The sequence below is a fragment of the Caulobacter sp. AVps16 genome, assembly GCF_058681455.1.
In genome coordinates this window covers 1,853,393-1,875,797 of the sequence record NZ_CM178739.1, presented here as the reverse complement: position 1 = coordinate 1,875,797, position 22,405 = coordinate 1,853,393, and the positions used below count along the sequence as shown (strand labels likewise).

General features: G+C 66.1%; 25 protein-coding genes. 10 read left to right on the top strand and 15 right to left on the bottom strand.

Going from position 1 to position 22,405, the window contains the following annotated elements:
* The first annotated feature begins 116 nt into the window (after positions 1-116).
* Complete coding sequence (gene rsgA / locus ACW17U_RS09110; RefSeq protein WP_492055623.1) at positions 117-1,184, top strand: ribosome small subunit-dependent GTPase A; 1,068 nt, start codon at positions 117-119, stop codon at positions 1,182-1,184.
* A gap of 28 nt (positions 1,185-1,212) precedes the next feature.
* Here the strand turns inward: rsgA and ACW17U_RS09105 are convergent, their stop codons facing one another.
* A complete protein-coding gene (locus ACW17U_RS09105; protein ID WP_492055622.1) occupies positions 1,213-2,862 on the bottom strand; it encodes an O-linked N-acetylglucosamine transferase, SPINDLY family protein in 1,650 nt (549 codons plus the stop codon).
* A gap of 339 nt (positions 2,863-3,201) precedes the next feature.
* Between ACW17U_RS09105 and ACW17U_RS09100 the strand changes: the two genes are divergently transcribed.
* Positions 3,202-3,510 carry a hypothetical protein gene (locus ACW17U_RS09100; protein ID WP_062146007.1) on the top strand — a complete coding sequence of 103 codons (309 nt, stop codon included), beginning with the start codon at positions 3,202-3,204 and terminating at the stop codon, positions 3,508-3,510.
* Positions 3,511-3,544: 34 nt separating this feature from the next.
* Here ACW17U_RS09100 and ACW17U_RS09095 read toward each other — a convergent pair whose 3' ends face one another.
* From ACW17U_RS09095 to ACW17U_RS09085, 3 genes are all read right to left on the bottom strand, one after another.
* Positions 3,545-4,582 carry an oxidoreductase gene (locus ACW17U_RS09095; protein ID WP_492055621.1) on the bottom strand — a complete coding sequence of 346 codons (1,038 nt, stop codon included), beginning with the start codon at positions 4,580-4,582 and terminating at the stop codon, positions 3,545-3,547.
* 112 nt (positions 4,583-4,694) lie between these two features.
* Positions 4,695-5,969 carry an MFS transporter gene (locus ACW17U_RS09090; RefSeq protein WP_492055620.1) on the bottom strand — a complete coding sequence of 425 codons (1,275 nt, stop codon included), beginning with the start codon at positions 5,967-5,969 and terminating at the stop codon, positions 4,695-4,697.
* 32 nt (positions 5,970-6,001) lie between these two features.
* On the bottom strand, positions 6,002-6,820 hold the full coding sequence (locus ACW17U_RS09085; protein WP_492055619.1) for a 2-keto-4-pentenoate hydratase: 819 nt from the start codon (positions 6,818-6,820) through the stop codon (positions 6,002-6,004).
* Positions 6,821-7,036: 216 nt separating this feature from the next.
* On the opposite strand from ACW17U_RS09085, the gene ACW17U_RS09080 reads away from it, so the two are divergent.
* From ACW17U_RS09080 to ACW17U_RS09055, 6 genes are all read left to right on the top strand, one after another.
* On the top strand, positions 7,037-7,405 hold the full coding sequence (locus ACW17U_RS09080) for a BlaI/MecI/CopY family transcriptional regulator (RefSeq protein ID WP_492055618.1): 369 nt from the start codon (positions 7,037-7,039) through the stop codon (positions 7,403-7,405).
* Complete coding sequence (locus ACW17U_RS09075) at positions 7,395-8,294, top strand: M56 family metallopeptidase (RefSeq protein WP_492055617.1); 900 nt, start codon at positions 7,395-7,397, stop codon at positions 8,292-8,294. The genes ACW17U_RS09080 and ACW17U_RS09075 overlap by 11 nt, the downstream gene beginning before the upstream one ends.
* A gap of 111 nt (positions 8,295-8,405) precedes the next feature.
* Positions 8,406-8,858, top strand: coding sequence for a hypothetical protein (locus tag ACW17U_RS09070; protein WP_492055616.1), 453 nt, complete (start codon positions 8,406-8,408; stop codon positions 8,856-8,858).
* A gap of 422 nt (positions 8,859-9,280) precedes the next feature.
* The gene (locus ACW17U_RS09065; protein WP_492055615.1) at positions 9,281-10,729 is read left to right on the top strand and encodes a L,D-transpeptidase family protein; all 1,449 of its coding nucleotides are present in this window, start codon (positions 9,281-9,283) and stop codon (positions 10,727-10,729) included.
* A gap of 55 nt (positions 10,730-10,784) precedes the next feature.
* Positions 10,785-11,390 (top strand): peptidoglycan L,D-endopeptidase MepK, encoded by a 606-nt coding sequence (gene mepK / locus ACW17U_RS09060; protein WP_492055614.1) that lies wholly within the window; start codon positions 10,785-10,787, stop codon positions 11,388-11,390.
* A gap of 23 nt (positions 11,391-11,413) precedes the next feature.
* Entirely contained in the window at positions 11,414-11,761 is a 348-nt protein-coding gene (locus ACW17U_RS09055) for a hypothetical protein (RefSeq protein WP_062146020.1), read from the top strand.
* 78 nt (positions 11,762-11,839) lie between these two features.
* Here the strand turns inward: ACW17U_RS09055 and ACW17U_RS09050 are convergent, their stop codons facing one another.
* The 4 genes from ACW17U_RS09050 to ACW17U_RS09035 form a co-directional block, all read right to left on the bottom strand.
* Positions 11,840-12,880: a substrate-binding domain-containing protein gene (locus ACW17U_RS09050; protein ID WP_492055613.1), complete on the bottom strand. Its 1,041-nt coding sequence runs from the start codon at positions 12,878-12,880 to the stop codon at positions 11,840-11,842.
* Positions 12,881-13,008: 128 nt separating this feature from the next.
* Positions 13,009-13,425: an arsenate reductase (glutaredoxin) gene (arsC, locus tag ACW17U_RS09045; RefSeq protein ID WP_492055612.1), complete on the bottom strand. Its 417-nt coding sequence runs from the start codon at positions 13,423-13,425 to the stop codon at positions 13,009-13,011.
* Complete coding sequence (locus tag ACW17U_RS09040) at positions 13,422-14,093, bottom strand: aquaporin (protein WP_492055611.1); 672 nt, start codon at positions 14,091-14,093, stop codon at positions 13,422-13,424. The genes arsC and ACW17U_RS09040 overlap by 4 nt, the downstream gene beginning before the upstream one ends.
* Positions 14,094-14,136: 43 nt before the next feature.
* Entirely contained in the window at positions 14,137-14,508 is a 372-nt protein-coding gene (locus ACW17U_RS09035; RefSeq protein ID WP_492055610.1) for an ArsR/SmtB family transcription factor, read from the bottom strand.
* Between the two features lie 54 nt (positions 14,509-14,562).
* Between ACW17U_RS09035 and arsH the strand changes: the two genes are divergently transcribed.
* Positions 14,563-15,282 carry an arsenical resistance protein ArsH gene (arsH, locus tag ACW17U_RS09030; protein WP_492055609.1) on the top strand — a complete coding sequence of 240 codons (720 nt, stop codon included), beginning with the start codon at positions 14,563-14,565 and terminating at the stop codon, positions 15,280-15,282.
* Positions 15,283-15,403: 121 nt separating this feature from the next.
* A complete protein-coding gene (locus ACW17U_RS09025) occupies positions 15,404-16,159 on the top strand; it encodes a phosphocholine cytidylyltransferase family protein (protein WP_492055608.1) in 756 nt (251 codons plus the stop codon).
* 12 nt (positions 16,160-16,171) lie between these two features.
* On the opposite strand, the gene ACW17U_RS09020 is transcribed toward ACW17U_RS09025, so the two are convergent.
* From ACW17U_RS09020 to ACW17U_RS08990, 7 genes are all read right to left on the bottom strand, one after another.
* A complete protein-coding gene (locus tag ACW17U_RS09020) occupies positions 16,172-16,600 on the bottom strand; it encodes a nuclear transport factor 2 family protein (RefSeq protein ID WP_492055607.1) in 429 nt (142 codons plus the stop codon).
* Between the two features lie 26 nt (positions 16,601-16,626).
* On the bottom strand, positions 16,627-17,391 hold the full coding sequence (locus ACW17U_RS09015) for a nucleotidyltransferase family protein (protein ID WP_492055606.1): 765 nt from the start codon (positions 17,389-17,391) through the stop codon (positions 16,627-16,629).
* Positions 17,388-18,539: a dATP pyrophosphohydrolase gene (locus ACW17U_RS09010; protein WP_492055605.1), complete on the bottom strand. Its 1,152-nt coding sequence runs from the start codon at positions 18,537-18,539 to the stop codon at positions 17,388-17,390. The genes ACW17U_RS09015 and ACW17U_RS09010 overlap by 4 nt, the downstream gene beginning before the upstream one ends.
* On the bottom strand, positions 18,539-19,600 hold the full coding sequence (locus ACW17U_RS09005) for an LptF/LptG family permease (protein WP_492055604.1): 1,062 nt from the start codon (positions 19,598-19,600) through the stop codon (positions 18,539-18,541). Before ACW17U_RS09005 ends, ACW17U_RS09010 begins: the two co-directional genes overlap by 1 nt.
* The gene (locus ACW17U_RS09000; protein ID WP_492055717.1) at positions 19,597-20,763 is read right to left on the bottom strand and encodes an LptF/LptG family permease; all 1,167 of its coding nucleotides are present in this window, start codon (positions 20,761-20,763) and stop codon (positions 19,597-19,599) included. Before ACW17U_RS09000 ends, ACW17U_RS09005 begins: the two co-directional genes overlap by 4 nt.
* Before the next feature lie 26 nt (positions 20,764-20,789).
* Complete coding sequence (locus ACW17U_RS08995; protein WP_492055603.1) at positions 20,790-21,227, bottom strand: HIT family protein; 438 nt, start codon at positions 21,225-21,227, stop codon at positions 20,790-20,792.
* A gap of 126 nt (positions 21,228-21,353) precedes the next feature.
* A complete protein-coding gene (locus ACW17U_RS08990; protein WP_492055602.1) occupies positions 21,354-22,247 on the bottom strand; it encodes a metallophosphoesterase family protein in 894 nt (297 codons plus the stop codon).
* Positions 22,248-22,405: the final 158 nt, after the last annotated feature.

Sequence of the window (22,405 nt, the reverse complement as noted above, 5' to 3'; positions counted from 1 at the left end):
GGGGGTTAGGCGCGGGAAGCAGGGGGGATACAGGATCGGTCCCGAACGACGGTCGGGATGAAGCCTTGTCGGGTGCGGGGTGCTAGACTGCTCGCCTGTATGGAAAGATGCCGCCCTTGATCGATCATTATGGCTGGTCCGACGCCCTGGCGCGGGACTTTGAACCGCATGCGCGCGCAGGCTACCGCCCCGGGCGGGTGATCGTTCAGCGGCGCAGCGCCTTTGGAGTGGCGACCGACCAGGGCGAACTGCGGGCCAAGCCGTCCGGCCGCCTGTTGCATGAGGCGGGCGAAGGAGGCGTGCCCGTGGTTGGCGACTGGGTGGCGCTGGTACCCAACCCCTCTGAAGGTTTGGCCACGATCCATGCGGTCCTGCCGCGCCGTACGGCCTTTGTCCGCCGGGCGGCCGACAGCGTCCAGACCCTGCAGGTCATTGCCGCCAATATCGACGTGGCCTTCGTGGTCACCTCGATGAATGCCGACTTCAATGCGCGCCGGCTGGAGCGCTATCTGGCTGCCGCCTGGCAGAGCGGGGCGCGGCCGGTGGTGCTGCTGACCAAGTCGGACCTGTCGGACGCCCCGCAGGTCCTGGCCGACCAGGTCACGGCCCTGGCGGCGGGCTGTCCGGTGATTGTGGTTTCGGCGCGCGAGGGCGTGGGCCTCGACGCCGTGCGGGCCCATATCGCGCCGGGCGAGACCTGCGTCCTGATCGGCTCGTCCGGGGTTGGCAAGTCGACCCTGGTCAACCACCTGTCGGGTGAAGACCGTATGGCAACCCAGGCGATCCGTGAAAACGATGCCCGGGGGCGGCACACCACCAGCCATCGCCAGCTGTTCCGCTTGCCGGACGGCGGGCTGATCCTCGACACGCCGGGGATCCGCGAGGTGGGGCTGATCGACGCCGAGGAGGGGCTGGGCGTCGTTTTTGACGACATTGAGCGCCTGGCGGAGGCCTGCCGGTTTCGCGATTGCGGCCATGCCAACGAACCGGGCTGCGCGGTGCGCGGCGCGCTGGAGAGTGGCGCGCTCGACCCTGAGCGCTGGGCCTCGTTCCAGAAGCTGGGCCAGGAGCTGGCGGCCGTGGAGGACAAGGCTGAGCGGATCGCCCGGGAGGCCGAACGGCGGCGGCAATTGTCCCTGCAGAAGGCCTACAGGACGACGAAGAAAGACCTGAGGGGCGCCTGAGGCCAGCCCCCGGCCATGCCGGACCCGCCTAGGGGCGGGGTGTCATGGCCAGATAGGCGTCTTCCAGCTGGCGCACGAAGCGCGGGATGTCGAACAGGGGCGCTGTACTGCGGTTCTGCCGGAGGCGATCGCGCAAGTTCTGCAGGCGTTTGGGATTCCGCGCCAGCTGCATGGCCTCTTGCTCATAGTCGGCAAGGCTGTCCGTCACGAGTTCCGGCAGGCCGGCCGCCTGCACCAGACTGGCTCCGCCCCGCCCGGCGGCGGTCGTGCCCAGGCAGGTCAAAAGGGGCAGGCCCGCCCAGAGCGCGTCGCTCGCTGTCGTGAAAGCTCCCACCGGCAGGGTGTCGAGCATCAGGTCCGCCGCCTGCAGGCGCGCCAGATGCTCGGCATGGGGCACTCGGGGCGCGAAGATAATCCGGTCATCGGAAACACCCCTTGCCAGGGCTTCGCGGCGCAGATTGTCTTCCTGCAAGGCGTTCCGGCTCAGCAGCCAGATCACAGATCCGGGCGTGGCCTGCACCAGACGCATCCAGATATCGAAGATGGCCGGCGTTATCTTGTAGGCCGCATGGAAGGCGCAGAAGACAAAGCCCTCGGCGGGCAGGCCCAGAGCGGCGCGGGGCGGGGCAATCTCGACCGCTGCCCGAAGACTGTCATTGGGCTGGAAGCCGTCAGGCAGACGAACCAGCCGTTCCGTGCAATAGGCCTCGGTCCCCGGCGGGGCCGTGACAGTGTCCGCGATCAGATAGTCGACAAAGTTCGCCCCCATCGTGCCGGGAAAGCCCAGATAGTTCACCTGGATGGGGGCCGGGCGGTAGGCGAGGATCTGGGGGCGGGCACGGTCCGTATAGCCTTTCAGATCGATCAGGATGTCGATCTGGTCGGCGTGAATGGCCTTGGCGGCATCCCTGGACGAGAAGGACTCCAGATCGCGAAAGTGATCGAAGCCGGTCCTTATGCGCGCCTGGATCGGCGTGTCGTCCCGCGGACCGTAGGAATAGCCGTAGACCTCAAACCGCGACCGGTCGTGAAGTTCGAACAGTTCGGCCGTCAGATAGGAGGTGGCGTGATCGTGGAAGTCGCCGGACAGATAGCCCAGGCGCAGACGGTCGCCGGACCTGGCCGGGCGCGATGGAAAGCTCTGCTCATGCGGGAGCTCAAAGGCTCCGGCCCAGACCAGGGCGCAGGCCTGCTGTTCGGCCTGGTCCGCACGGGTGTACAGCAGGGTGAAGGGATTGAGCCGATGACCGGTCGCCGCCAGGTCCCGGAGACGGTCGTCATCCTGATCGAAGTCGCTCCAGTCACAGGAGGAGCGTTTGACTCCGACCAGGCTGGGCAGGCTGGCCGGATGGTCTGGATCCAGCGCGTGCGCGCGTCGAATGGCCGGAAGGGCAAGGTCCGGCCGCCCTCCCGAACTGTAGATCGTATGCAAAAGCCGGTGGATCTCCGGCGCATCGGGCCTGAGGGCTGCCGCCGTCTGAGCCGCTGCGAGCGCCTCGTACAGCTGGTTGCCGTGATGAAGCACGCGCGCCAGATTGAGGTGCGCTTCAAAGAAGGTGGGGCGGACCGCTACGGCCCGGCGGAACAGCCGCAAGGCGGCGGTCTCGTCGCGCCGTTCCAGGGCAAGGACTCCGAGGCCGTTCATGGCTGCGGCATTGGCCGGGTCTTGTCGCAGCATCTTGCGGTAGATGTCCCGGGCGCGCTCCCACTGCTGATTGCCAAGATGCGCGGCGGCACGTTCCGACGGAGAGGGTCTTGCTACGCGGGACGGTACCATACTCGAACTCTGGGGGCGGGCCATTCGCCTGGGGCCCGTGGACGACTGAACTGGCCCTCCTTGTAGGGCCTGTCGGTGGGCTCGCAAGGGCTAGTTCCAATAGGTTGTCATTGTTTACCCAGAGCTCAGGGCGGGCCCGCCGCAAGATGCAGTCCCCACCGCAACCCCGCCCGGCCTTAAGGTTTCACTCATGACCTTCACGAACGCTTCCTAGACATCTGCCGCCCTACGGTATGGTCCATGTCAGACGTGGATTCCTTCCTGCAACAGCCCATTGAGCGGCGCGCCGAGAGCCGCCGGGCCTGTCTGTTGCGCGGAGATGTGGTCATTGGAGGAGGTCGGGCCGAGCCGGTGGCGGTTCTGGACCTGACCGCCTTTGGGGCCCGGGTGGCCATGCGGCGCACCCTCCTGCTACCGACCAGGCTTCTGCTGCGCCTGACTCTGATCGACAGTGTGGTGATCTATGACGCCGAACTGCTGTGGCGGCGCGGCCTTGATGCCGGCCTGAACATATCAGGCCGGCGGGAGATCAGCGGCCGGGCTCACTAGGGTCCAGAGCTCTCGCTGTCTTGGCCGCAGGTGGTCAAAGACCGATCTCGCGTCGCTCCGCTGCGCTGCGCTGGGCAGCGTCGATGACCTCCATGACCAGAAGTGCCTCTTCAGGCGTCACGGGCGGCGGGCTGCCCTTGCAGATCGCCTCGCGGATGCCGGCATAGAAGTGGTCATAGCGCCCCCGCAGGGGTTGGACCGCGGTGCTGATCGGTTCGTCGTCCTCCAACTGGATCAGGACGCCTGGCCGCTGATCGGCCCCATAGGCCGGTGAGCCGGGGGCCATGCCGGCCTTCAACTGATCTTCCTGGGCGTCCAGGCCGCTCTTGATGAAACTGCCGGCGGTTCCATGCACGGCCAGGCGAAGATTGGTCGCCTGGGTCATCTGGCTGGCATGCAGCAGCACCCTCAGGCGCGGATAGCGCAGGAGCAGGTGGAAATAGTCGCCGGTGACGCCGCCCTCTTTCTGGATTGCGACATCGGCATAGACCGCCTGGGGCTTGCCGAACAGCACCAGGGCCTGGTCGATCAGGTGGGGCCCGAGGTCCAGCAGCACGCCGGCACCAGGCTTTTCACGCCAGCGGTCCCGGACCATTGGCCGGTAGCGGTCAAAATGGCTCTCGTACTGGACGATCTCGCCCAGATGGCCCTGGTCGATCAGAGCCTGGAGGGTCAGGAAATCGCTATCCCACCGCCGGTTCTGGAACACGCTGACCAGCCGGCCGACCTTGCGGGCGTGGTCGGCGACGGCGCGGGCCGCCTCGAGGGTCACGGCAAAGGGCTTGTCGATGACGACGTGTTTGCCGGCCTCGAGAGCGGCATGGGCCTGATCCGCGTGCAGGCTGTCGGGTGTGGCGATGACCACCAGATCGATCTCTGGATTGGCTAAGGCCCGTTTCAGGTCGCCGGCGACCACCGCGACTTCCGGAAAGTCTGCCCGCACCTTGGCTGCATCGCTTGAGACGACCGTGTGCAGCTCAAGACCGTCGGTGGCCGTGATCAGGGGCGCATGAAAGGTCTTGCCGGCGAGGCCGTAGCCGACCAGGGCGACCTTCAGCGGGGCGGGGGACATGGCAACCTCCTGACGTTGAGGCCCGGCATAGGTCGTGACTCGGCCTGGGACCAGAAAAAAGCCCCCGGCGCGCTGGCGTCGGGGGCTTTGCAATTCTGGATGCCGTGAAGATCTAGATCTTCACCGGCTCCATCTTCGGGGTCAGCAGGTGCACCACCAGAAGGGCCACCAGATAGGCGCTGCCGGCAATGATGAAGATCGGGGTGTAGGTGCCGATCTCCTCCAGGACCTTGCCGATGTACTTCGAGAACACCATGCCGCCGACGGCTCCCAGCATGCCGCCGATGCCCACCACCGAGCCGACGGCTGCACGTGGGAAGACGTCGGAGGGCAGGGTGTAGAGGTTGGCCGAGAAGCCCTGGTGGGCCGCGGTGGCGACGCCGATGATCAGCACGGCCAGCCAGACGCTGTCCGCAAAGGAGGCGAACATGACCGGCACGGCCAGCAGGGCGCAGATCAGCATGGTGATCTTGCGAGCCTTGTTGATGCTCCAGCCCATGCTCATGAACTTGGAGGACATCCAGCCGCCGCCGACGCTGCCGACGTCGCTGAGCAGATAGATGGCAATCAGCGGCGGGCCGAAGGTCTTGAGGTCCAGGCCGTAGCGCTTGCCCAGGAAGTCAGGCAGCCAGAACAGGAACATCCACCAGATGGGGTCGATCAGGAACTTGCCGATCGAATAGGCCCAGGTTTCGCGCTTGGTCAGCAGCTTGATCCAGGGGATTTTCTCCACCGGATCGGCTTCGTCCTGTTCGATATGGGCCAGCTCGGCCGCGCCGATCTTTTTATGCTGGCGCGGCGTGCGGTACATGATCAGCCAGATCGGCAGCCAGACCAGGCCGACAACGCCGGTGACGATGAAGGCCATCTGCCAACCCCAGGTCAGCACGATGGCCGGCACCACCAGCGGGGTGACGATCGCGCCGATATTGGTGCCGGCATTGAAGATACCGGTGGCGAAGGCGCGTTCCTTCTTGGGGAACCACTCGGCCACGGCCTTGATGCCGCCCGGGAAGCCACCGGCCTCGCCGATGCCCAGACCCATGCGGGCAAAGATAAAGCCGTTCAGACCCTTGGCCCCGGCATGGGCGATGTGGGCGACCTGCCAGATCAGGAAGGCGATGCCGAAGCCCCAGCGGGCCCCGATCTTGTCCATGATCTTGCCCCAGACCAGATAGGCCACGGCATAGGACAGCTGGAAGTAGAAGACGAGGTCGGCATAGTCGCCTTCGCTCCAGCCGAACTCCTTGGACAGGTCCGACTTCAGAATGCCGATCGTCTGCCGATCGACATAGTTGATGACCATCGCCACGAACAAGAGGCTGACGATCACCCATCGATACCGACCGATCTTCTCGGAGGGCTCGGGGGCCTTTGGGATGACCATTTACTCGTCTCCTTACCCTGAATTGTCGTTTCTTATTGTGCCGGGACGGCGATGCACTCCACTTGTCCCAGGGCACCAAAGCTAACCCGTGCAGCATCCCCGGCGACCACATCGTGGATGCCGGTGCTGGCCCCGGTTGTGACTAGCATGCCCTTCTTCAGCGGCCGGCCGCGCGCAGCGACATGGCCCAACAGGAAGGCCAGGGCGGCCAGGGGCGAGCCGGGGATCGAGGCCGCCGTGCCCGTGCCGACGACGATGCCATTGATCGTGGTCTCGACGGCCATGTCCTCCCAGGCGATGTCCCGCCAGTTGGCCAGCACCGGACCCAGAATCTGGCCGTCATTATTGCCGAAGTCCGAGGCCACGATGGGCGGGCCCAGCACATTGATCGTGGCCAGGGGGCTGCCGGCGATCTCGACGCCCAGGATCAGGTCGCCGACATAGTCAGCGGCTTCTTCGGCGGTCCAGTCGGTCTTGTCGGCGGGCGCATCCTTGCCCAGGCGCACGATGAACTCGGCCTCGACGGCGGTGAATCCGCCCTCGATGGCGCGGAAGGGCGTAGGGGCCTCGGCCGCTTCCCAGAGTTTATTCTTGAAGATGCAGCCGGCAAGACGCTCGGCCCCCAGTCGGGCCTGATGCTGCGGCGGGACATAGCCGACCTTCCAGCCGACCAGTTCATCTGGCCACGCGTTAATCGCAAGGTCCTGTACCGCATAGCCTTCGGCCATGGTCTCGGGCAGCACGCCGCCAGGATAGCCGGCAACGGACGTGCCGGCGAGGCGGGCCTTGACGAACTGGGAAGCAATCGAAGCCGGTGCGAACACGTCGCTCTTGGCCGCTGAAACGGTCACGCCGCTTTTCCTCCCTATCGTCACTCAGTCACCCGTTTTCGGGGGTTGAAACGTCTGTAATGGAAACCGGTGTCATTGACAATGAGGAGGATGGTTACCGGTGGACAAAGCGAGATCTGGCGATCCTGCGGGGCCCTTTGCCGTCGTCCCGCCGCGATCGCTTGACAGGCTGGGATGCAGGTATAGCGTCTGATCGAATTACGGATGTAATGAGCCATGCATATTACTTCAGCCGAAAGCCACGTCATGGAAGCGCTCTGGCGGCGCGAGCCACTGACGGCCGATGAACTGGTGGCCGAGGTCGGGACCAGCCAGTCCTGGGGCGAGGCGACGGTCAAGACCCTGATCAACCGGCTTCTGAAGAAGAAGGCCATCAGGTCCGAGCGGGCCGAGGGCAAGCACGGCTACCGGCCGCTGATCGCCCGCAGTGTCTATGTCCAGGCTGAAAGCCAGGGTCTTCTGGACCGCCTTTTCGAAGGCCAACTGGCCCCGATGATCAGTCATTTCGCCCAGCATCGCGCGCTGAAGGCCGAGGAGATCGCACGGCTGAAACGTCTGATCGAGGAGCTCGAAGATGGCAGCTGAGATTCTGACCCATCTGATCTTTGGCAGCCTCGCCTCCAGCCTGGCGATCCTGCTGGTGCTGGGCCTCCGCCGCCCGGCGCGGGGCCTGTTCGGAGCGGAGGTGGCCTATCTGCTGTGGCTGTTGCCCTTGGCAGCCGGACTCGCGGCCCTCTTGCCGGCGCGGGCGGCTGAGCCGGGCACCATGGCGACACCCCGGTTTACGATCGCGACTGAACATGCGCCGATGCTGGGCGGTGTCTGGCTGGCCGGTATCGGCCTGACTGTGATCCTTCTGGCCTGGAGCCAGGTCCAGTTTCTGCGCCGTGCGCGGGCTGGTCAGGCCGGGCCGGCCGTGGTCGGCATCCTTGCACCGCGCATGGTGGTGCCGGACGACTATCAGTCGCGCTACTCCGAGGCCGAACGGGGCTTGATCCGTGCCCATGAGCGCGCGCACATCGAGCGGCTGGACCCCCGTATCAATGCCCTGATGGCGCTGATCCAGTGCCTGGGCTGGTTCAATCCGCTTGTGCATCTGGCCGTACGGGAGGCGCGCCTTGATCAGGAGCTGGCCTGTGACGCCCGGGTCATGGGCCGACAATGGCGCGCGCGCGGCCTCTATGCGCGAACCCTGCTTAAGACCCAGCTCGGCGCGAGGGGGCTGCCGTTGGGCTGCCACTGGCCAGCGGGCGAGCCCCATCCCCTGGAAGAACGGGTGGCCATGCTGGGTCGACCGCAGCCGTCTCTGCATCGCGCGGCCCTGGGGGGCGTCCTGGTCACGGCGCTGAGTCTGACGGCCGCCGTCGCGGCCTGGACAGCTCAACCCCTCGGCCCGCCGCGCCCGGCCGCCGCCGCGGTCATCTGGCCGGAGGTGGTGGTCTTTGCCCGGATGTCGGTGTCACTCGAGCCCTAGGCCGGGGCGCGAGCCCAGATCCGGCCGTCGACCTGAGCATGACCTGGCAGGTAATTGTTCAACTGCGGCCGATCCGACAGCCTGGGTATCAACTCAAATCGGGAGAGAGCGATGTCTGGGTTTTGGCGTAACTGGTTGATGGCCTGGTGCGGGTCGGTCGTCCTGTTCGGCGCGGTGCTGGTGGGCGGCGGGTTCGAGGCCACGAGCGGGCCGGTCCGGTTGATCTTTGGCTTTCTGGACGGACCCATGCCGCTGGATCTCAACGCCCAGATGCGCTTCAGCCTGGCCCTCATGGGCGCGGTTTCCATCGGGTGGGCGGTGACTGCCGCCGGCATGATCCAGGCTGGACTGCTTTTAGGCGAGCGCGGCCGGCCGGTCTGGCTCTGGCTGACCGCCGGTGTTCTGACCTGGTTCATCATCGACACCCCGATGTCGATCGCCACCGGCTACGGTTTGAACGCCCTGCCGAACCTGTTTCTGCTGGTGACCTTCCTGCTGCCCATCCTGCGCAGCGGTGTCTTGCGGGCTCCGCGCCATGGGGAAGCCGGCGACCCCAGAGGCTAAAGCCGAGCCGCGCGGCCGGTGCCTTGGCCTCCAGGACTCCCGGGCATCGAAGTATCGCCGTGTCACTGAACCTGGGTGAGGTTGTTGAAGGTGCAGATGCAGCAAGGGCCTGGTCGTGAGCCGAACAAGGCTCGCGGTTAAACGGTCTGCAGGGTGAGGCCGGGCACGGGGCGGCGGGAGGACAGACCCAAACCCCTGTGTGGCTTCCCGGTTCCTGCGGCGCAAAAACAACCCCCTCGACCGGCCAGGGGTTCGCCTTTCACGATACTCGCGTTGACGGCGACCCGTTCGAACCGCCATTTGGTAAACGCGCGAACGGTTCGCGTGGCAAGGTGTTACGAGATCCTGTGACAGTGAACGGCTTGTCCCGAGTTGGGTGTGCGCTGGCCCTGGCCGCGCTGTGTCTTGTGGCGGGAGGGGGCGTGCAGGCCCAGCCTCAAGCGTCGTCTCTACCGGCCCTGCGTCCTGTGCCGGGGACGCCGCAGCAGCCGCTGGCCTTTCCCACCAGTCCCTATGCTGTGGCCTTGCGCAGCGATCAGATCGAGCTGCTCGGCCGGATCCTGGCCGAGGCTCCGACTCATGGATTCGAGTCGACGGCCTATGTCCCGGACCAGGCCCTCGCGCTGCTGGCGTCGCGCGATGTCGCGGCCCGGCAGGCGGGGCAGACCCAGCTGATCGCCCTGACCCTGGCCTATGCCCGGTCCGTTCGCTCGGGCCGCTTGCCGCTGGCCAGTTTTCCATATGACTGGGGCCTGCGGCCAACGCCTTATGACCCGGGTCCCGACTTTGTGCAGGCTGTCGCCCAGGACCGTCTGGCGGCCTGGCTGGACACCTTGCCACCGCCCTATACCGGCTATCAGACCCTGCGCCGGGGCCTGGTAACCTATCGCGATATCGCGGCGCGGGGCGGCTGGGCCCTTTTGCCGGCGGGCCCGGAGCTCAAGCTGGGGTCCACCGATCCCCGGGTCATCGCCCTCGAGGCGCGCCTCGCTGCAGAGGACACCACGGTCGCCGTCGATGGTGTCGCCCTGTTCGACGAGGCCCTGACCCAGGCCCTGATGCGGGCCCAGAAGCGCTTTGGCCTCAATCCCAACGGCGTGCTCGACAAGAAGACGCTCGACGCCCTCAATACCCCGGTCGAGCGGCGTCTGGACCAGATCGTCGCCAATATGGAACGCTGGCGGTGGCTGCCCCAGGTGCTTCCGGCCGACCGCATCCAGGTCAATATCGCCGCTGCGGTCCTTTCGGTCTTCCACCATGATGTTCCGACCCTGACCATGCGGGCCGTGACCGGCCGTCCGGGGGACGAGACCCCGATGCTGTCGTCCAGCATCCACAGCCTTGTTCTGAACCCGCCCTGGAACGTGCCGTCCTCGATCGCCTCGCGGGAACTCTGGCCCAAGGAGCGGGCCAATCCGGGCTATCTGGCCCGCAATGATTTCATCGTCATCCCGCTGGAAGGCGGGGGCTCGCGTCTGCAGCAGAAGGCGGGACCCAAGGCGGCGCTCGGGCTGATCAAGTTCGATTTCGCCAATCCCTATGGCGTCTATCTGCATGACACGCCCAGCCGCGCGCGGTTCGCCAGCTTCAGCCGGCTGGCCAGCCATGGCTGCGTGCGGGTGGAAAAGCCCGTCGACCTGGCCCGGGCCGTACTGGAAGGCGACCCCCTCTGGACCCCTCAACGGGTGGATGAGACCATAGCCAGCGGCAAGACCGTGCGGGTTCAGCTCCCGCAACAAATCGCCGTCTATCTCCTGTACTGGACGGCCTATGTGACCCCGGACGGTCAGGTCAATTTCCGCGACGACCCTTATGGCTGGGACCGCCTGCTGGTGCAGCGGATTGCCGCAGCCCTGAGCGGCTCAGCTTGACCTTCTGGTTCGCCTGGGGTGTCCTGCCGGCAGTAGAGTGTCGGAGTAGGGCGTCATGATCGGACGGCGGAGGCTGTTTCAGCTGGGCTTGAGCGCCCTGGGGGCCGTTTCGGTGGCCCCTTCGGCCCAGGCTCAGGAAGACATCATCGGTGCCCTGCTCGAGGCGAATTCTCCTCGGCCCGCGGTGCTCCGTCCGCCCGTAGACGCTGCGCCGCGGCAGATCGCTCTGCACAACCTGCACACTGAGGAAAAGCTCCAGGCGGTCTATTGGGAAAACGGGACCTATGTGCCCGACGCTCTCGAGGCTCTGAACCGGGTGCTGCGCGACCATCGGACCGGCGAGGTGGCCCCGATGAACGTGCAGCTGTTCGACCTGCTGACCGATCTGCATCGCAAGACCGAGACGACGGCCGCCTTCCAGGTGATTTCCGGTTATCGTTCGCCGACCAGCAACCGCCTGCTGTCGGAGCGCAGCGGCGAGGTCGCCAAGCGCAGCCTGCACATGGACGGCAAGGCCATGGACATCTATCTGGAAGATGTCGCCCTGGAGCATCTGCGCGCCGCCGCACTCGATCTCCAGCGTGGTGGCGTCGGTTATTATCCCGACAGCAAGTTCGTACACGTCGATGTCGGGCCGGTCCGGCGCTGGCAGGGAAGTTGAGCCCGCGAGGGCAGGGGGCTGGAATGAGCGCTGAGCGTCGTAGCAATCCGTTCGGATGGATCTTCCTGGGCTTCGTCGTGGGCGTCATGGCGACCTTCGGCACCATCCTGTTCCTGACGGCGGGCCTGGGCGGCTATGATCAGGGCTCGGACGAGCAACGCACGGCCGCCGATTCGGCGGCCGCAGAGGCCCTGGTTGCCACACGCGCGGGCCCGGAACCCCGCAAGGTCGAGGCCCCCGTGATTGCGCCCGCGCCCGCCGTTGTCGATACCCCGGTCCGGGAAACACCACCGGTCGATGCCCAGATGGCCGAGGACGCCGCTGCCGCCGGCATGACCTCGCGCCCGGCGACGGATCAGCCGACCAACTAGCGTCCTCTCGGGCTCAGCCTGCTTTACGCCCGGCGGGCGGCGTCACCCCGGAGCTTGAGTCCGGGATGACGCGCCAGATCAGGACTTCGGGGCCGCCATGACCGGCAGTGTCTTGGCCTTGGCCTTATTGGCGTCATGCTGCTGGGGGGGCAGAGGGATCAGGCCCCGCGATTGCAGATAGCCGCCCCGGCCCGTGGCAGCGTCCGAGGTGAATTCGTTGACGAACTCCTTGAGGCCCGGGGTCACGCCGATCTGGCTCTTTTTCACATAGATGAAGAGCGAGCGCGAGATCGGGTAGGTGCCGTTGGCGATCGTCGCCACCGTCGGCTTTACGCCGTTGATGCTGGCGGCCTTGATGGTGTTGGCGTTCTGCTCGAGGAACGAATAGCCGAACACGCCCAGGGCGTTGGGGGTCTTCTGGATCGTACCGACGACGGCATTGTCGTTCTCGCCGGCATCGATCCAGGCCCCATCACCGCGCATCGGTGCAACCTTGGCCTTGAAAGCCTTTTCGTCGCTGTCCTTCAGCTTGGCCAGGGTCGGCAGCTTGCTCGCGCCGTTCTCGATGGCCAGTTCAACCCAGGCATCGCGGGTGCCGGAGGTGGGCGGCGGGCCATAGGCCAGGATGCGGGTCTTGGGCAGGCCCGAATTGACCTCGTTCCAGGTCTTGAAGCTGTTCTTGCCCAACTGACCGCCGCGCAGGCTCTGGTCGGCCAGGCCCAGATAGAGATGCTCCAGCTTGAAATTGAAGTCCGGGGTCTTCTTGTCCATCGCCACGACGATGCCGTCGAAGCCGATCTTCAGCTCGACGATGTCCTTGACGCCCGCCTTCTGGCAGGCCTGAAACTCGGACTTCTTCATCGGACGCGAGGCATTGGCGATGTCGGGATACTTCTCGCCCATGCCGCCGCAGAACATCTTGATGCCGCCGCCGGTGCCCAGGCTTTCGACCTTGGGCGACTTCTTGCCGGTCTTCTTGGCGTAGTTCTCGGCCACGCGGGTCGAGAACGGGAAAACTGTCGAGGACCCAGCGGCCCAGACATAGTCGCGCGCGGCATAGGCGGAATCGGCGGCGGCCAGCATTGCAAGGGCGGCAGCGGCTCCCAGAAGCTTGTTCATGACATCTATCCCGTATCGTCGGCCGGCGGCATCCGTGGCCTTGGTCAGCGGGCTAATGTCACAGTTTGATGACGGTTTCGCGACATCTCCTCCGTCGTCGGAGGGATTCCTTGTGGCTCCAGGGAGCCCTAGTCGCGCGTCACCACTTCACCGTCTTCCTTGGTGAAGGTCTCGGGGGCCTTGTCCAGCAGCGCGTAGACCCGTTCGGAGGGGCGGCAGAGAGCCACGCCCTTGGGCGTCACGACGATGGGGCGATTGACCAGGATCGGGTGCTCGACCATGGCGTCGAGGATCTGGGCCTCCGTCGCGCCGGCCTCCAGCAGGCCCAGCTCTGCGGCGGGCGACCCCTTTTCACGCATCATGTCGCGCAGGGTGACACCGGCTTCGTGCGCCAGGTCCTTCAGCTGTTCGTGGGTCCAGCCGGCCTGAAGATAGGCGATCACCGAGGGCGTGTAGCCGGCGGCTTCAACCATCGCCACCACGTTGCGCGAGGTGCCGCAGGCGGGGTTGTGGAAGATCACCACGGGGAAGTCAGCATTGCTCATTGTACGGAGTTTTCTTTCAGGAGCCAGGAGAAGACAAGCCCGGCCGCCGCAGCGCCTAGCGCCTGTCCGAGCAGAAAGCCCGGGATCGAGGTCGGGGCTATGCCGGCGAAGCTGTCGGTCAGACTGCGGGCCAGGGTGACGGCCGGATTGGCGAAGGAGGTTGAGGCGGTAAACCAGTAGGCGGCGGTAATGTAGAGGCCGACGGCGGCGGGGACAGCCTGGGACCTGAAGCGCGAGACGCCCAGTATGGTCGCCAGCAGGCCAAGGGTCGCCACGGCTTCCGAAAACACCTGGGCCGGGCCGTCCCGCAGCTTGGTCGAGACCTGCAGGATGGGGGTCTCGAACATCAGATGGGCCATCCAGACCCCAAGCGCGGCACCCAGGACCTGGGTGCCGACATAGAGGCCGGTGTCGCGCGCCGAGATCTCGCGTCGCGTGGCCATGACCAGGGTCACGACCGGGTTGAAATGCGCGCCGCTGATCGGACCCAGAACCGTAATCAGCACGACCAGGGCCGCGCCGGTCGCCAGGGTATTGCCCAGCAGGGCGATCGCGTCATTTCCACCGGAGAGCCGCTGGCCCATGATGCCGGAACCGACCACGACCGCGAGCAACAGGGCAGTTCCCAGGGCCTCTGCGGCGAGGCGGCGGGTCAGGGAGAAGGTCATCAGTCCTGGGTCTTGCTGACGTCATCGAGACGGACTTGAGCGGTCATGCGGTCTCCAGTTCGGTCAGGCAGGTTCCATTGCAGGCCGTGGCCCGGGCGAGAATGTTGCCCAGGGGCGCGCAGATATCGGGTGAGCCGCCGCAGCAGTCTTCCATCAAAAAACCCAGCAGCCCCTGCATGGCACCATAGTCGGCGGTGTAGATGATCGAGCGACCTTCGCGGCGGGCGTGGATCAGTCCGGCATGGTCGAGGATCGACAGATGGCTCGACAGGGTGTTGGGCAACATGTCGAGGCGACGGGCGATCTCGCCGGCGGCAAGGCCGGCGGCCCCGGCCTGGACCAGCATGCGAAAGGCCGACAGCCGTCCGCCATGGGCGAGGGCTGAAAGGCTTGCAACGGCGCTAGTCATTTCCATATTTCGACGATAGTCGAACTAATGAACCTTGTGAAGCTGTCCTCTGGAGTGCCCGTGACTGATTTTCCCGCCCTGGATTCCCGCTATCTGGCCCAGCCTGATGCCGCAGCCCTGGCCCCGGCCGGACCGGCACATCCGCCGCGGATTCTGTTGCTCTATGGATCCCTGCGGGAGCGGTCGTTCAGTCGGTTGCTCGTCGAGGAAGCGGCGCGCATCCTGCAAAGTCTGGGGGCCGAGACCCGGGTCTTTGATCCGCGCGATCTGCCGGCACCAGACTCGGTCGATGCCAGCCATCCCAAGGTGCAGGAACTGCGCGCCCTGTCGCTCTGGTCCGAGGGCCAGGTTTGGTGCAGTCCCGAGCGTCACGGGGCCATTACCGGCGTGATCAAGAGCCAGATCGACTGGATTCCGCTTGAGATGGGCAGTGTGCGCCCGACCCAGGGGCGAACCCTGGCTGTCATGCAGGTCAGCGGCGGGTCTCAATCCTTCAATGCGGTCAACACCCTGCGTCTGCTGGGCCGGTGGATGCGGATGATCACCATTCCGAACCAGTCGTCCGTGGCTATGGCCTGGAGGGAGTTTGACGATAACGACCGGATGAAGCCCTCATCCTATTATGACCGCGTGGTCGATGTGATGGAGGAACTGGTCAAGTTCACCCTGCTGACCCGTGGCCATGCCGACCATCTGGTCGATCGCTATAGCGAACGGAAGGCCCGGGGTGACGCCGCACCTCCGAACGCGCCGTCGGCGGCCGTAGCGGGTGGGGCCTGAAGGCGGTTTTCCGCTCCCTGTCGGGCGAGCTCGCTGGCCCTAGGTGGTGGCGTCGCTATCCTGTAGTTTCCCGTTCTGAATCAGATGCCGACACGTGCGGCGAGAAGTGAATCGAGTCGCCGTGGCGCATCCGACCAAAGCCATCATCCTGAGCGCAGGCCAGGGCAAGCGCCTGTCGCCCCTGACCGACACCCGGCCCAAGTGCCTGGTCGAGCTCTCGGGCCGCACTGTCCTGCACTGGCAGCTGCGCCATCTGGGCCAGGCCGGCATCACCGAGGTTGTTGTGGTAACGGGCTTTGCCGCCGATACGGTCGAGCGCGAGATTGCCGGACTGGATCTGCCCGGCATGACCGTCCGGACCCTGTTCAACCCCTTCTTCGGCCTGACCGACAACCTGGCCACCTGCTGGCTGGCCCGGCATGAAATGGTCGGCGATTTCCTGCTGCTCAACGGCGACACCCTGTTCGAGCCGGCCATCGCCGAGCGACTGATCTCCGCCCCGCCGGCCCGGATCACGGTCACCATCGACCGCAAGGCCGGCTACGACGCCGACGACATGAAGGTGGCGACCGACGGCCTGTCCCTGCGGGCCATCGGCAAGACCATCGAGACCTTTGATGCCGAGTCGATCGGTTTCCTGCGCTTCGATCCCGAGGGCGCGACCCTGTTCACCGGCATTGTCGAAGCCGCTCTGCGGACGCCCGAAGGCCTTAAGCGCTGGTATCTCAGCGTGATCAACCAGATCGCCCAGCACCATGACGTGGTGCGCGTGCAGTCGATCCAGGGCCTGGACTGGGCCGAGATGGACTTCCCCGAAGACCTGCCGCGCAATCGCGAGCTCGCGGCCTCGTGGGTGGCAGAGCGGGTGGAGGCCTAGGGTCGCTGCGGCCTATTTGTAGGCCGGAATGATGCCGCCCAGGCGCTTTCCCATTTCTTCGGCCAGGGCCTGAACGCCGTTCAGCGGCCGCATCATGACCTCGAAATCCACGATCCGGCCGTCTTCGTCGAAGCGGACGAAGTCGATCCCCTTGACCGCCTTGTCACCCACCCTGGCGCTGAACTCGAGCACGACGTTCATCCCGTCGTCGGTCGTGGCCTGCCGGTGATAGGCGAAGTCGGTGAACACGGTCAGCACGGTGCTCAGCGCCAGGACCACAGCGTCGGCGCTCTTGTAGGGCTTGAAAGCCACCGGCGAGCGGAACGTCGCGTCGGGATGGACGATGGACCTCAGGTCGCCAAGGTCGCCCTTGGCGACCATCTCATGCCAGGCCGACAGGCTTCTGGCGGCGGCGGGGTGCAGTTGGGGCAGGTCAGTCATGGGCGTCCTCCCTGGGTTCGAGCCGTTCAGCGCTCGATGATCGTCCGGACCAGATCCAGGTCCGACGGCTTGTCCACATCCACCGCCGCCAGGCCGTAGGACGAGCGCACGATGGCAGCCTTGACGCCTGCGGCCCGGCCCAGACGCTCCAGCGTCTCGTCGATGGTCATCAGGCCCAGAAGGTAGCGGACCAGCATTACCGGGCCGAGCAGGGCGGCGATCTTCCAGGGTTGCTTGCGGAGGGCCTCGGCCTTGCGCCAGAAGGCTACGGCGTTCAGGGCGGTCTCGGTCTTCAGCAGGAAGAGATTGCAGCCCGAATAGCCGCCGTCCCTGAAGCGCCAGTAGGTACGCTTGGTCTCCAGCGCGGCCGCGCGGACGACCGCTTCCGGTGCCATCAGGACGGCGATGTCTGCGTCGCCTGGGGCCTTGGCCAGGAACTCGGTGATCCATTCGGCCTGAAGCAGGGCATGGTCGACGGTTGTCACCAGCAGCGGCGTGCCCATCAGGCTGGCGGCGTCATGGACGCTCTGGCTGGGACCACCGGCGGCGGGCAGGGGCGAGGCCTTGGCCACGCCGGCCAGGGCTTCGACCACGGCGATGTCGGAGGTCGACACCCCGATCCGCGTTGCACCGGCCTGATCCAGGGCCTGCAGCACCCGCGTCAGCAGGGTTTCGCCGCCCAGTACAATCAGGCCCTTGTGGCTGACCCCGGCATAGGCGGCGACCGGATCTATGCCGCCGCGCGAACCGGCCAGAACCAGGGCCTGAAAGGTCCCTCCGGAAGGGCTCAAAGCGCCTTCTCGTAGATGCGGTAGGTCTTGTAGATGGTTGCGCCCATAGCTTCGGAGATCCGCCGCATCGGCAGGTTCTCCTCCAGGACCCAGGAGAACTCGAACCGCTTGTAGCCCAGGGCCAGGGAGGCGGTGCGGCCGGCGTTCATCAGGTGGAAGGGCAGCAGCTGGCCGCGCATGGTCTCGGCGAACTTGCGCTTGACGCCCATCAGCGGCACCCGCGCCGAGGTCAGGCCCCGAACCTTCAGGCGCCACAGCAGCTTGGCCCAGCCGAAGGGCAGCAGCTTGCCCTTCAGGTCGGCGATGGCCTCGTTGACATTGGGCAGCAGCACGATGAAGCCGGCCGGCTCGCCGTCGATCTCGGCAAACAGGGTCATCTTTTTCTCGATGACGGGCTTGAGCGCCTTGGCCAGTTGCCGGGTCTCGGCCTCGGTGGTGGGCACAAACCCCCAGTTGCCGGCCCAGGCGTCGTTCAGGATCGCCGTCAGGGAGACGACCTCCTCGTCATAGCGGCTCATGTCCAGCTCGCGCAGCACGACCCCGGCTGGCAGACCGCGTCTCACGCGGCGCACCACCACGTCCGGTAGGTCTGCGGTCGGGTCGCAGACATAGGCATAGACGTCCTTGGCCTTGGCATAGCCCTGGTCCTCGACCCGGGCTCCGGCATAGGCCGGGTCATGACCCATCATCACCATAGGCGGGGTGTCGAAGCCGTCGACCAGCAGGCCGACCTCCTCGTTGATCGACAGGTTGAAGGGGCCGAGTGACCGGATGCAGCCGCGGTCACGCAGCCAGTCTTCGGCCGCCCGGAACAGTACCCTGAAAACAGCCGGATCATCCTCGGCGGCGATCAGGCCGAAATTGCCGGTCTTCTGGCCCTCCGCCTGAGGGGCCAGGGCGTCGATCTGGGCGCTGATCCGGCCGACAATCCGACCCGCGCGTTCAGCCAGAAAGAGCTGGACCTCGGCATGTTCGAAGAACGGATTGGTCCGGGGAGACAGGGCCTCCTCCCGTTCCATCATCAGGGGCGTGATCCAGTGGGGATCACCGGCATTGAGGCGGGCCGGAAGCCGGATGAACCGCGCCAGTTGGGCGCGGGTGCGAACCGGGATGACCCTGAGGTCGGCGTCTTGCGAGTCGAACGGCATCAGCCCTCCAGATTGATCAGGGCGTTGATCGCCAGGGCCCCAAACACGACCGGCGCGCCCCAGACGGCCAGGACAGGCGAGATCGCGCCGCTTTCGCCGAGGGCCGACAGCAGGCCGTCGACGACGAGGAACACCAGCCCGGCCGCCAGTCCGGCGGTCAGGAGGACGGCACCCTGGCGGCTGCGGAAATTGGCGAGGGCGACTGGTGCGCTCAGCAGGAGCATGACCAGGGCGCCGAAGGGGCCGGCAAAGGCCCCCAGCAGCCGGGTTTCGTAATAGCTGGGTGGCCGGTCGGTGCCGCCATTGAGCAGGGCGCGACGGGCCGATCCCGCCGATGGGGCCGGATTGTCCGAGAACAGGGCCTGGACATCGACGGGGCGCAGGGCTGACGGCCAGGTCATCTGGCTGGCCGTGACCGTGTCGGTCCGCTGGCCGGAAAAGCGGGTTGTCGTCACTTTCGCCAGGCTCCAGGCCTTGGCGGTATAGGTGGCGGACTGGGCATCGACCCGTTCAATCAGCTGTCCGCTGGTGTCGCGGCGATAGACCTTCACGGCCGCGAGGGCATGGCCGTCGGCGGAGGCGCTGGCGGCCGTGACCAGGTCGTCGCCGACCCGGAAGCTGACAGGACCGCTCGCCTTGCGATCGGCGGCGGGGGTGTGGGCCTCCCACCAAGCATTGAGGATCGGATCCGTGCGCGGGGCGATCCACTGGGCGCAGGTGAAGTCCAGCAGCATCATGGCAGCGGCCGCCGGCGCGGCCATGGCCACAATGCGATAGGCCGAGATGCCTGCAGCGCGCATGGCGATGATCGCGCTTTCTCGAGCCATTTGCGAAAAGGCAAACAGGCCGCCGGCCAGGACGCTGATCGGTGCGATCTGTTCGACCAGTCGCGGCGTGCGAAGGGCGGCGTAGTAGAGCACTCCGCCCATGCCCAGGCCGCGATCGAGGATGTCGGTCGTCACTTCCAGCAGGTCGAGGACCTGAAGAATGCCCATCAGGACGGCGGCGGCCGCCAGGATCCGGGTGGCGGTAACGCTCAGGACATAGCGCTGGAGGCTCATGATGCGGCCTTCCGGCGGGGCGTGACCAGGCGTCGGACCTGATCGAGGGTCTGGCCTATCCGGCGCACCACACGGCTGATGGGGGTGTCGCCGGGGCGCTTCAGACTGCCGACAAACATCCAGACGCAGAAGCCGGTGAACAGCAGGAACGGGCCCCAGATCGCCAGGATCGGGTTGGCCTTTCCGCCCTCGGCAAGGCTTTGGCCGAGCTGCAGCGAATGCTGGAAGGCCAGTAGCAGGAGTCCGGCCACGATCAGGCCCGGGGTGCGATTGCCGCGCTTGGCAGCGAGGCCCAGGGGAAAGGCCAGCAGCGGCAGGAAGGGCAGGAAGGCGGCCCGGGCGAGGCGGCCATAGAGCTCCGCCAGAAGCGTCTCCTTGGGCAGGGCCGAGGTGTTCGATCCGGCCTGCCGGGCCAGTTCATTGAGGGTCAGCTCGCGCTCGTCACCGCCCCGGGCCCGCAACAGGGTGGCCGCGCCCGCCAGGGGCAGCTCGGTGGCGAACTGGTCGAAGGCCAGGGTGCGATAGGCACCGGCAGCGTCCTGGCCGATCCTCTGGCCGCGACGCAGCAGCAGGGTGACCTTGTCGCCGGTCGGGCTGGCGCTCAGGGTCGCGGTCTCGGCCGTGATGACCTCCTCGCGGCCCTTGTCGTCGAGCCGGCGGATAAAGACCCGGGTCAGGCTCTGGCCCGCCGGATCGGCATCGTCGGCCGTCATCAGCAGGTTGTCCTCGTCGATAAAGGCCCCGCCGGACAGCCGACCGTTCCAGCCGGCATTGACGGCCTCGTGCATCACCGAGCGATAGGCATAGCGGCTGTAGGGCTGGCTGTAGCCGAACAGGGCGACGCTGAAGAGGCTAAGGACCAGGCCCACACAGACGAAGGGAATGACGATCCGGCTGAGCGACTGGCCACTGGCCAGAAGGGCGTCGATTTCGGAGTCGTCGGACAGTTTGGTGATGACGATGAACAGGGCGACGAAGAAAGCCACCGGCAGGGCCAGGCCCAGATAGTGCGGCACCAGATTGGCGGCCAGCTCGGTGACATAGCCGAAGCGCGCACTGCTTTGCGACAGGGCGTCGAGCAGACGCAGGATGCGCTCCAGCAACAGGGCGACGACTGTCACGCCGAGGCAGCCGACCATCGGCCAGGCCACCAGCTTGAGCATGTAGCGATCGATCAGGCGCAAGACGGTCACGCGGCCGACCAGGTCTTGGCGAGCAAGGCCGCGAGGTCCGCAGCGGCGGCGGCGTCGAGGTCCACAGTAGTCCCCAGAGCCGGCGCGGCCGGCCAGCCGGCATCCACGAAGGCACGCCCCGCATGGACCCGCTCGCCGCTGTAGCGGGGAATCACATGGAAGTGCACGTCGCGGTCGACCATCATCAGCATCAGATAGTTGATCTTCTCATAGGCCACGACCTGTCTGAGCAGGCGCTCGATACCGTCGATCGCCAGCTTCAGGTCGCTGAAGGCCGCCGGGCTCAGATCTGAAAAGGCTTCGGCCCTGTCCTTGCAGACCAGGACCAGCGACCCGAAGGTCGGTTGCTTGGGACGGACGAGAACCAGCCAGTGGTCGGTTTCGGCGACCTTGTTGTCGGGATAGCCGAAGGCCAGGGCGGTCGGATTGCTCATGGAAAAAAGGTTCGCCTCTTGGCGCTGACCGCCGCCGATTCACAATAGGCACCCGGCCTTTTTCAGGGAAGGGCGATCCGCAGGGAATGTGACGATCCTGTTGCGGCCAGCCTTCAGCCCTGAGGTTCAGACCAGACTGTAGCGTCCCAGCTCGGTGGGTCTGCCGGTTACAGGATCAAGGCCGCGGGCGATCACGCGGATTTTGGCCGGTCCGGAGCCTTCTCTGATGATTTCAATGGCATGCCAGCGCGCTGCGGGGTGCTTGCCCCGCCCGACCGCCGAGGCCGAGGGCACGCCGAGTACCGGAATGTCACGACCGTTCGGGCCGGCCAGGGTGGTGACCAGGGCCTCATGGGCGTGGCCATGCAAAATCAGCTCAGCGCCACGGCGCTGCAGGATGGCCTGGAGCGCCGCCTGATCGTCCAGCGCCTTGCGTCGTGACACCACGCCCGGAGCCGGCGGGTGGTGGATCAGCACGACCCGGACAAGGTCGCGATCGGCCAGATCGATCAGCAGGGCCTCCAGTCGTGCCAGCTGCGCGTCGCCCAGTTGGCCCGTTGCGAGGTGAGGGGCGGTCGGCACGGCCGAGCACAGGTTGATGATCGCCACACCGTCACGCAGGCGCAGGCGGGGAAAGTCCCCGGTCTCACCGTCGCCGAGCCAGTCCGACCAGGTCGAGAACCGGTCGGATCGCGGGCTATGTACCAGGGCGTCATGATTGCCGGGGCTGAGGGTCACGCCCTCGGCCGGTCCCAGGCCGGACAACCATTGGCGCGCGGCATCGAACTCCGCCTTTGAGGCGAAATTGGTCAGGTCGCCGGTCAGGGCAATGTGGTCTGGCGCATGGGCCTGGATGTCGGCGACAAGGGCCGCCAGCACCTCCGGCTGATGCTCTCGCCGCTTCCGGCGCCAGGCGATCCGGCTGAGCAGGCGCTTTGAAGCCAGGTCGCGCCAGCCAAAGGCCCCCTTTGGTGGCGGTAAATGCGGATCTGACAGGTGAGCGATACGGAAAATAGACAAGTCTGGGCCACGGATTCTGGTCAGGGGGCCGCGAAGCGGCTTATCAATCGCCACGGCTTTCACAGGGTTCTCGCACATTGACCGACGGAAGTAATCAGGACGGCGCCGCGAGGCGGACGGCGATCACGATCGGCGAGGCCTCGACGCGGATCTGGGGC

Coding starts and splice junctions, on each gene's coding strand:
- ACW17U_RS09105 (WP_492055622.1), bottom strand. CDS start 2,862: ATGCTGCGACAAGACCCGGCCAATGCCGCAGCCATGAACGGCCTCGGA.
- ACW17U_RS09100 (WP_062146007.1), top strand. CDS start 3,202: ATGTCAGACGTGGATTCCTTCCTGCAACAGCCCATTGAGCGGCGCGCC.
- ACW17U_RS09095 (WP_492055621.1), bottom strand. CDS start 4,582: ATGTCCCCCGCCCCGCTGAAGGTCGCCCTGGTCGGCTACGGCCTCGCC.
- ACW17U_RS09090 (WP_492055620.1), bottom strand. CDS start 5,969: ATGGTCATCCCAAAGGCCCCCGAGCCCTCCGAGAAGATCGGTCGGTAT.
- ACW17U_RS09080 (WP_492055618.1), top strand. CDS start 7,037: ATGCATATTACTTCAGCCGAAAGCCACGTCATGGAAGCGCTCTGGCGG.
- ACW17U_RS09075 (WP_492055617.1), top strand. CDS start 7,395: ATGGCAGCTGAGATTCTGACCCATCTGATCTTTGGCAGCCTCGCCTCC.
- ACW17U_RS09070 (WP_492055616.1), top strand. CDS start 8,406: ATGTCTGGGTTTTGGCGTAACTGGTTGATGGCCTGGTGCGGGTCGGTC.
- mepK (WP_492055614.1), top strand. CDS start 10,785: ATGATCGGACGGCGGAGGCTGTTTCAGCTGGGCTTGAGCGCCCTGGGG.
- ACW17U_RS09055 (WP_062146020.1), top strand. CDS start 11,414: ATGAGCGCTGAGCGTCGTAGCAATCCGTTCGGATGGATCTTCCTGGGC.
- ACW17U_RS09050 (WP_492055613.1), bottom strand. CDS start 12,880: ATGAACAAGCTTCTGGGAGCCGCTGCCGCCCTTGCAATGCTGGCCGCC.
- arsC (WP_492055612.1), bottom strand. CDS start 13,425: ATGAGCAATGCTGACTTCCCCGTGGTGATCTTCCACAACCCCGCCTGC.
- ACW17U_RS09040 (WP_492055611.1), bottom strand. CDS start 14,093: ATGACCTTCTCCCTGACCCGCCGCCTCGCCGCAGAGGCCCTGGGAACT.
- ACW17U_RS09035 (WP_492055610.1), bottom strand. CDS start 14,508: ATGGAAATGACTAGCGCCGTTGCAAGCCTTTCAGCCCTCGCCCATGGC.
- ACW17U_RS09020 (WP_492055607.1), bottom strand. CDS start 16,600: ATGACTGACCTGCCCCAACTGCACCCCGCCGCCGCCAGAAGCCTGTCG.
- ACW17U_RS09010 (WP_492055605.1), bottom strand. CDS start 18,539: ATGCCGTTCGACTCGCAAGACGCCGACCTCAGGGTCATCCCGGTTCGC.
- ACW17U_RS09005 (WP_492055604.1), bottom strand. CDS start 19,600: ATGAGCCTCCAGCGCTATGTCCTGAGCGTTACCGCCACCCGGATCCTG.
- ACW17U_RS09000 (WP_492055717.1), bottom strand. CDS start 20,763: ATGCTCAAGCTGGTGGCCTGGCCGATGGTCGGCTGCCTCGGCGTGACA.
- ACW17U_RS08995 (WP_492055603.1), bottom strand. CDS start 21,227: ATGAGCAATCCGACCGCCCTGGCCTTCGGCTATCCCGACAACAAGGTC.